Here is a 6809-nt window from a genome sequence, read left to right on the forward strand (position 1 = left end):
GTTCCCCCACCGGGCCCGGTGGGGGAACCGCCCTCTTTCACGTCACGCCGGTTCAGTCGTTATGACCGACTCCCGTCACCTCAGCTCCAGTTCGACACGTTCACGTTCTCCAGCACGCCGAGCGCGTCGGGCACCAGTACGGCGGCCGAGAAGTACGTGGTCACCAGGTAGCTGATGATCGCCTTCTCGTCGACGCCCATGAAGCGGACGTTGAGCCCTGGTTCGTACTCGTCGGGCAGGCCGGTCTGGTTGAGGCCGATGACGCCCTGGTTGTCCTCGCCGGTACGGATGGCGATGATCGAGCTGGTCCTGGCCTCGGTGACCGGGATCTTGTTGCAGCTCAGGATGGGCACGCCGCGCCAGCCCGGGACGGTGGAGCCGTTCACCTCCACGGGGTCCGGGTAGATGCCCGCGCGGGTGCACTCGCGGCCGAAGGCGGCGATGGTGCGCGGGTGGGCGAGCAGGTAGCGGGTGTTGCGGCGGCGGCTGATCAGCTCGTCGAGGTCGTCGGGCAGCGGCGGGCCGGCGTGCGGCTGGATGCGCTGGTCGTAGTCCGCGTTGTTGAGCAGACCGAACTCGGGGTTGTTGATCAGCTCGTGTTCCTGGCGCTCGCGCAACGCCTCGACGGTGAGCTTGAGTTGCTGTTCCGTCTGGTTCATCGGCTCGTTGTAGAGGTCGGCGACCCGGCTGTGCACCCGCAGCACGGTCTGGGCGACGCTCAACTCGTACTCGCGCGGCTTGACTTCGTAGTCCACGTAGGTGGCCGGCAGCGTGGCCTCGCCCTTGTGGCCCGAGGCGAGCTCGATCGCGGCCTCGCCGCGCTTGTTGGTCCGCTGGCTCGGCAGCGCCCGGAACGCCGCCAGGTGCTCGCGCAGCGGCGGGGTGGTCTCCAGCAGCGACTCCAGCGCCTGCCGCGGCAGTTCCAGCACCGTGGTCGCGGTGGCGGCCTTGGAGGTGTACTGCCAGGTGTCCCCGCCCAGCAGTGCCTGGTCGCCGAAGTAGGCGCCGTCGGCGAGCGAGCCAAGCTGGGTCTGCTCGCCGTACGACCCCTCGCCGATCTTCTCGACCTTGCCGTGGGCGATCAGGTAGACGGTGTCCACCGGGCGGCCGGCCTCGGCCAGTACATCACCCGGTCCGTACTCCCGTTGGACGAAACGATCCGCCAGCGCGGTCAGCGCCGGCAGGTCGTCCAACGACCGCAGCGCGGCGATCTCGCCCAGTTCCTGCGGGATGACCCGGACCTCGGAGCCGGTCTTCACGAAGGTCACCCGGCCGTCGCCCACCGCGTAGCTCAACCGGCGGTTGACCCGGTATGTGCCCGCGTTGACCTGTACCCACGGCAGCACCTTGAGCAGCCAGCGGGACGAGATGCCCTGCATCTGCGGGGTGGACTTGGTGGTGGTCGCCAGATTCCGCGCGGCAGCAGTGTCGAGACTGGTCCGCGCGTGAGCGTCCTGCGGATTGCCTTGTGCGGTGTCCTGACCCGCATCAACCGACATGGACTGTCCTTCCCGTAAGGAGGTGATACAGGCCCATTCTTTCCAGCTACGGACAGTGCTGACTATTGCCGGATCGAGTGAGAATACTTTCCGAAATACGGGAAAGCGCGCCTCGGGGCGGGGCGATCCGTCCGGTTCCGTACGGCTCCGTGACCATCCGTCCCTGGGGTGCGAACTGATGTGCGTCGCATGGGGGTTGGGGGGAAGGCGGATGGCTGGGGGCGCCGACTCGGGCGCCGACCACTTCAAGGAGGCTGCGCGTTCTTGCTGCCGTGGGCGCCGTCATCTTCGCCATCGGTTACCTCGTCAACGCGACCGGCATCAGCACGGACGCCGGCTTCACGCCGTTCGGCCTGCTGCCGGCCGGGGCGTTCTGCGTCGCGCTGCACCTGGCCGGAGTCGGCTCGGGCTGGAGCTACCCGGCCAGGCGGCGTCGTCGCTGATGCGATGGGCGGCCGGCGGCCGGGTGGGCGGCTCGGTGGGCGCTCAGAACGCCTCGACCACCGCGCTGCGGTCCGGCGGCGTGGTCTGCGGCGGGATGCCGAGCGGGTTGCCGGCGAGCGAGGGGGAGAACGTCGGCCGCGGCGGGATGAGCGGCGGCACCAGCGGGGCGATCGGCGTCGGGAGCGGCGCCGCCGCGATGGGGGTCGCGACGGGGGCCGCCGTCAGCGGTCCCGCGGTGAGCGGCGCGGCGGCGAACTCGGCCGCCTCGATCGCTATCCGCCGCTCGCGGCGGAAGATCAGCGCGGCGAAGGCGCCGGCGCCGAGCAGGGCGACGAAGGACATCAGGGTGCCGAACCAGCTCGTCCCCAGCCACCGGCCGCCGAGCCAGCCGAGGCCGACGCTGTAGGTGGCCCAGCAGACCCCGGCCAGGGCCGACCAGGGCAGGAACTCGCGCGGGCGGCGGCGGGCCGCTCCGGCGCCGAGGCTCACGACGCTGCGGCCGGCGGGCGCGAAGCGGGCCAGCACCACCAGGGCGCCGCCACCGCTGTTGAGTACCTGTCCGAGCCGTTCGTGGGCGGCGGCGAGCCGTCGCGAGTTCGCGATGCGCCGGTCGAACCACGCCCCGCCACGCCAGGCGAGCCGGTATGCGAGCAGATCGCCCACGCAGGACGCGGTTGCCGCGCACACCAGCAGCACGAGGATGTCGAGGATGCCGTTCCGCGCGCCGGTCGAGCCGGCGGTGGCCGCGCTGATCACCAGGACGCCGCTGGGCAGCACCGGCACGAACACGTCGAGCAGCACGGAGAGTGCCACGAGCAGATATATCCACGGCCAGTCGAAGAGGGAGCCCAGGTTATGCAGCACTACGCCTCCTCGCCCTTCGCCGTCCTGCTCGTGTCGTGCCTTGGTCTCATGCCTTGGTCCTGCGAGCCCGTCTGTGAAGTGCCCCGGAGACCTGCTGCCGGTGTCGCGTCAACGAGCGGCGGATCTTCAACCGCCGTCAGCCGTACAGCGTACGCCAGTCGTGGACCATGGTTCCCGCGAGGGCACGTGACGTAATAGACAATCACGGCGTTATTACGGCGGGAATACTCTCGCGGAAACGGTTCGGCGCAGATTCTGCGGAGTCGGCGGCGAAACCGCACGTCAAGTGTGAGGTGGTCAGTCCCGTGACAGCGGCCGGCGCCGTTTCCCTGACCGAGTCCGGCGGCTTCCCGGCCTCGTTGCTCCCTTCGTTCCCTTCGCACGCTTTGCACCCTTCGCTCACTTCGCCCCTATCTTTCCTGGCTTCTTCGTCGTCCTCGTCGCTACTGCCGGTGAACTGGACGCTCGGGATCGTGCTCGCGGTGCTGCTGGTGGCCGCCGCGGGAATCGCGGCGTATGCCCGGCTGGCCGACGTGCGGGAGAACTACGCGCGCGGCATCGTGCTGGCCGGCGTCCGGGCGGCGGTGCAGCTCGCCGCGGTGTCCGCGCTGATCGGGTGGGTGGTCAAGCACCAGGCGGCGCTGCTCGCCTTCGTGCTGCTGATGTACGCGGTCGCATCGCGTACGGCGGGGCGGCGCGTCACCACCGACCGTACCTGGCGCTGGGCGGCAGTGGCGGTGGGCGCCGGTGCGCTGCCCGTGGTGGCGGTGCTGGTGCTGAGCGGGCTGGTGCCGATCGACGGGATCGCGCTGATCCCGGTTGCGGGCATCCTCATCGGCGGCGGGCTGACGGCCACCGTGCTGGGCGGGCGGCGGGCGCTGGAGGAACTGGCCGGGCGGGCCGGCGAGGTCGAGGCGGCGATGGCGATCGGCCTCAGCGACCGGGACGCGCGCATGGAGATCGCCCGGCCGGCGGCCTCGGGCGCCCTGATCCCGGGGCTCGACCAGACCAGGACGGTGGGCCTGGTGACGCTGCCGGGGGCGTTCGTCGGCATGCTGCTGGGCGGGGCGAGCCCGGTGTCGGCCGGCGCGGTGCAGCTTTTCGTACTGATCGCGTTGATGGCGGTGCAGGCGGTGTCCGTGGCGGTGGTGCTGGAACTGGTCGCGCGCGGCCGGATCACCCGGCCCCGGCACCAGGCGCCGCCACGCAGGCGGTCATGGGCGGAGGTCGTGCGGCGGCGGAAGGCGTAGCCGCACGGAGTGGCGGGGGCGCGAAGCGGCGCTGCCGCGGAGTCGTACGGTCGTCTGCTCGTACGGTCGTGGGCTCGTATGCGCGCGACCGCGCACGGTCATCGGCTCGTACGACCGCGCGGCGGTTCCCGTACGGCGTTGCGCCGCCGCGGACCTGTGACCGTACGCAGTCGCGCGACCGGGACCGTGACCGTACGGCGTCGCCCTCGGCCGGGCGGATTGCTCGATGCCGTAACATGGGGGCAGCAGAAGGGGAGTAGCTCTTCGCCGGACCGTCGACATACTGCCGGGCCGTTCCGCATCGCGAGGTGCGCGGACGTGTCGGGCCGGCGCCCGGAGGCGGTGCACCGCGTGTGCCCGCCAGCGAGACCTTCGGCCGCAGTGTCCTGACGCTGCCGTGCCGAAGCGACCCCTGGAAAGCCCATGGTCCTCTCGGTGCGGCCGCCCCGACCGATCGAGGAACAACTTCCGTGCTCAGCATCAGCGTCATCGCCGTCGTCTTCGGCGTGATCTTCCTGGCCGAACTCCCCGACAAGACCGCGCTCGCCAGTCTCATGCTCGGTACCCGCTACCGGCCCTCCTACGTCTTCGTCGGCGTCGCCGCCGCCTTCGTCGTCCATGTCGCGCTCGCGATCGCCGCCGGCAGCCTGCTGACGCTGCTCCCGCATCGCTGGGTGCAGGGCGTCGTCGGCGTCCTCTTCCTCGGTGGCGCCGCCGTGCTGCTGCTGTCCAAGGGCGACGAGGAGGAAAAGGTCAAGGCGCCGGCCGACCAGAGCTTCTGGAAGGTGTCGGGGGCGGGCTTCATGCTCATCCTCGTCGCCGAGTTCGGCGACCTCACGCAGATCATGACCGCGAACCTCGCGGCGCGCTACGACAACCCCGTCTCCGTCGCCATCGGCGCCGTCCTCGGGCTCTGGGCGGTCGGCGCCCTCGGCATCTTCGGCGGTCGCCTGCTGATGAAGCGGGTGCCCCTGTCGCTGATCACCAAGGTCGCGGCCGCGGTCATGGTCGTCCTGGCGGGCCTCAGCCTGTACGAGGCGGCGACGGGCGCCGCCCTCCTCTGAGAGGCCCTCCTCTGAGACGCCCTTCCCCGAGATGGCCCTTCCCGGGCGCCCTTCTCCGAGGTGATCGAGGCGCCCCGTCCGTTGTCGGACCCTGTTCGTAGGGTGGTGGGCGTGACGGGAACGAAGAGCGGTACGGGGACCCAAGTCGTGCGCGGCATCATCGCGTTGGCGGCGGGGACCCGGGGGAACAACGGCGGGGGCGCGGCGGACGCGCTGGCGGGCGCGCGGCCGGCCCGCACCGCCGCGGCACGGATCGCTGCGGCCGGCGGGGTGGACGGTCAAGTGGCCGGCGCGCTGGGCGCGTTGGTGGAGCGGCAGCTCGGGGGCAGCGCCGCGCGGTGGCTCCAGGTGCACGACGCGCTCGCCGGATACCGGGGCAGCGTGCCCGAGTTGCTCGCCGACGCGGCACCGCCCGTGCCGCCGGCGCCGTCGGGCAGCGGGTTGCGGGCGCCGGTGCCGCGCAGCGTGCACGAGACGTTCGCGCTCGTGATCGAGCACGCCGGGCCGGAGCACGCGGCCGTCGCGCTGGCGGCGTTGCCCGACCGCACGGTGGAACAACTGCTGTCCGGTGGGACGTTGCCCGGGCCGGCGCTGACCGCCGCCGTCACGGAGCACGGCGACTCCCGCGCCCGGGAGGCGCTGGCCCGCCACTCCCGCCTCGACACCAGGGTGCTGGCGCGGCTGCTCGCGGTCGGGGACGCGGCGGTCGGGGCCGCGGTCTACCGCAACCCGCGCGCCACGTACTCCCTGCGCCGTACGCTCGCGCGCCGGCTGGACGCGGTGCCGATGGACCCGGCGCTGCGGGCCGAACTGACCGACCCGCGCGCCGATGTGCCGCGCACCTGGCTCGTGCCGCTGCTGTGCTCGGGCGATCCGGAGCTGACGGCAAGGGCGTTGGGCGCGGGCGTGCGGGGATCGGCCCAGCAGTACGCCCTGGCCCGGGTCTGGGAGCGCGGCGGCCCCGAGGCGTTGCGCGCTCTGCTCGACGACCCGGCCGTCACCGGGCGCTTGACCCGGCCGGTACACGCGGCCGTCGCCGAGGCGCTGGCCGAGGAGGACGGCGGAGCGGGCGACGCGCTGCGCCGGCTGTACGCGCAGGGCGAGCCGTACGACGACCCCGCGCGGCTGCCGGAACTGCTCGCCGTCACCCGCGGCACCAGCACGCTGCGCGACCTGCTGGCGGAGCCGTACGCGCACGACCTGCACGCGCTGTACAAGGCGCACGTGGACAGCCCGTTCATGCCCAAGGCGTGCGAGGAGCTGGCCCGGCATGAGGAGGCGAGCGACGAGCAGCGGCTGGCGTTCAGGCTGAGCGTCCTCAACGAGCCCTGGCGCGCGGGCGGTCGGCGGTCCGGGAACACCACCGCGCCCGAACGCCGCCTGGCGGAAGAGGAGTTGGATGGCAGCGCCGTGTGGTGGGCGGAGAGCATGGTTGCGGCGGGGCTGCTCGACCCGGTCGAGCTGGTGCGTACCGCGCGGCCGGCCGAACGGGCGCTCGCGGCGCTGGACGCGCTGGAGGGGCGCGGCCCGCTGACCGAGGGCGCGGCGCGGGAGTTGGGCGCTCTGGCCGACGCGCACCTCGGGGACGCGGAGGAGAAGTGGGCGGCGTTCGACCGGTTGCTGCCCGCGTACCGGGGGAGCCTGCGGGAGTTGATGGCGGAGGCGGGGGAGGCCGCGCGGTCGGGGGA

The 6809-nt window shown here is 72.3% G+C and carries 6 protein-coding genes; 4 read left to right on the forward strand and 2 right to left on the reverse strand.

Annotated elements, in window-relative coordinates:
* Positions 1–80: 80 nt before the first annotated feature.
* Positions 81–1499, reverse strand: coding sequence for a family 2B encapsulin nanocompartment shell protein (locus AC13HU_RS28460; protein ID WP_483044827.1), 1419 nt, complete (start codon positions 1497–1499; stop codon positions 81–83).
* Positions 1500–1771: 272 nt separating this feature from the next.
* Between AC13HU_RS28460 and AC13HU_RS28465 the strand changes: the two genes are divergently transcribed.
* Entirely contained in the window at positions 1772–1942 is a 171-nt protein-coding gene (locus tag AC13HU_RS28465) for a hypothetical protein (RefSeq protein WP_483044828.1), read from the forward strand.
* Positions 1943–1985: 43 nt separating this feature from the next.
* Here AC13HU_RS28465 and AC13HU_RS28470 read toward each other — a convergent pair whose 3' ends face one another.
* Positions 1986–2807: a DedA family protein gene (locus tag AC13HU_RS28470; protein WP_483044829.1), complete on the reverse strand. Its 822-nt coding sequence runs from the start codon at positions 2805–2807 to the stop codon at positions 1986–1988.
* A gap of 452 nt (positions 2808–3259) precedes the next feature.
* On the opposite strand from AC13HU_RS28470, the gene AC13HU_RS28475 reads away from it, so the two are divergent.
* From AC13HU_RS28475 to AC13HU_RS28485, 3 genes are all read left to right on the forward strand, one after another.
* On the forward strand, positions 3260–4057 hold the full coding sequence (locus AC13HU_RS28475) for an ABC transporter permease (RefSeq protein ID WP_483044830.1): 798 nt from the start codon (positions 3260–3262) through the stop codon (positions 4055–4057).
* A 470-nt stretch (positions 4058–4527) separates the two neighbouring features.
* A complete protein-coding gene (locus AC13HU_RS28480; RefSeq protein ID WP_483044831.1) occupies positions 4528–5121 on the forward strand; it encodes a TMEM165/GDT1 family protein in 594 nt (197 codons plus the stop codon).
* A gap of 111 nt (positions 5122–5232) precedes the next feature.
* Positions 5233–6809: hypothetical protein (locus AC13HU_RS28485; RefSeq protein WP_483044832.1), on the forward strand; the 1577-nt coding region annotated here is incomplete at its 3' end.

The sequence above is a fragment of the Streptomyces sp. NH27 genome (assembly GCF_056859195.1).

Bases quoted from the DNA above. Each gene is read 5' to 3' on its own strand.
- AC13HU_RS28460 (WP_483044827.1), bottom strand. From the start codon at position 1,499: ATGTCGGTTGATGCGGGTCAGGACACCGCACAAGGCAATCCGCAGGAC.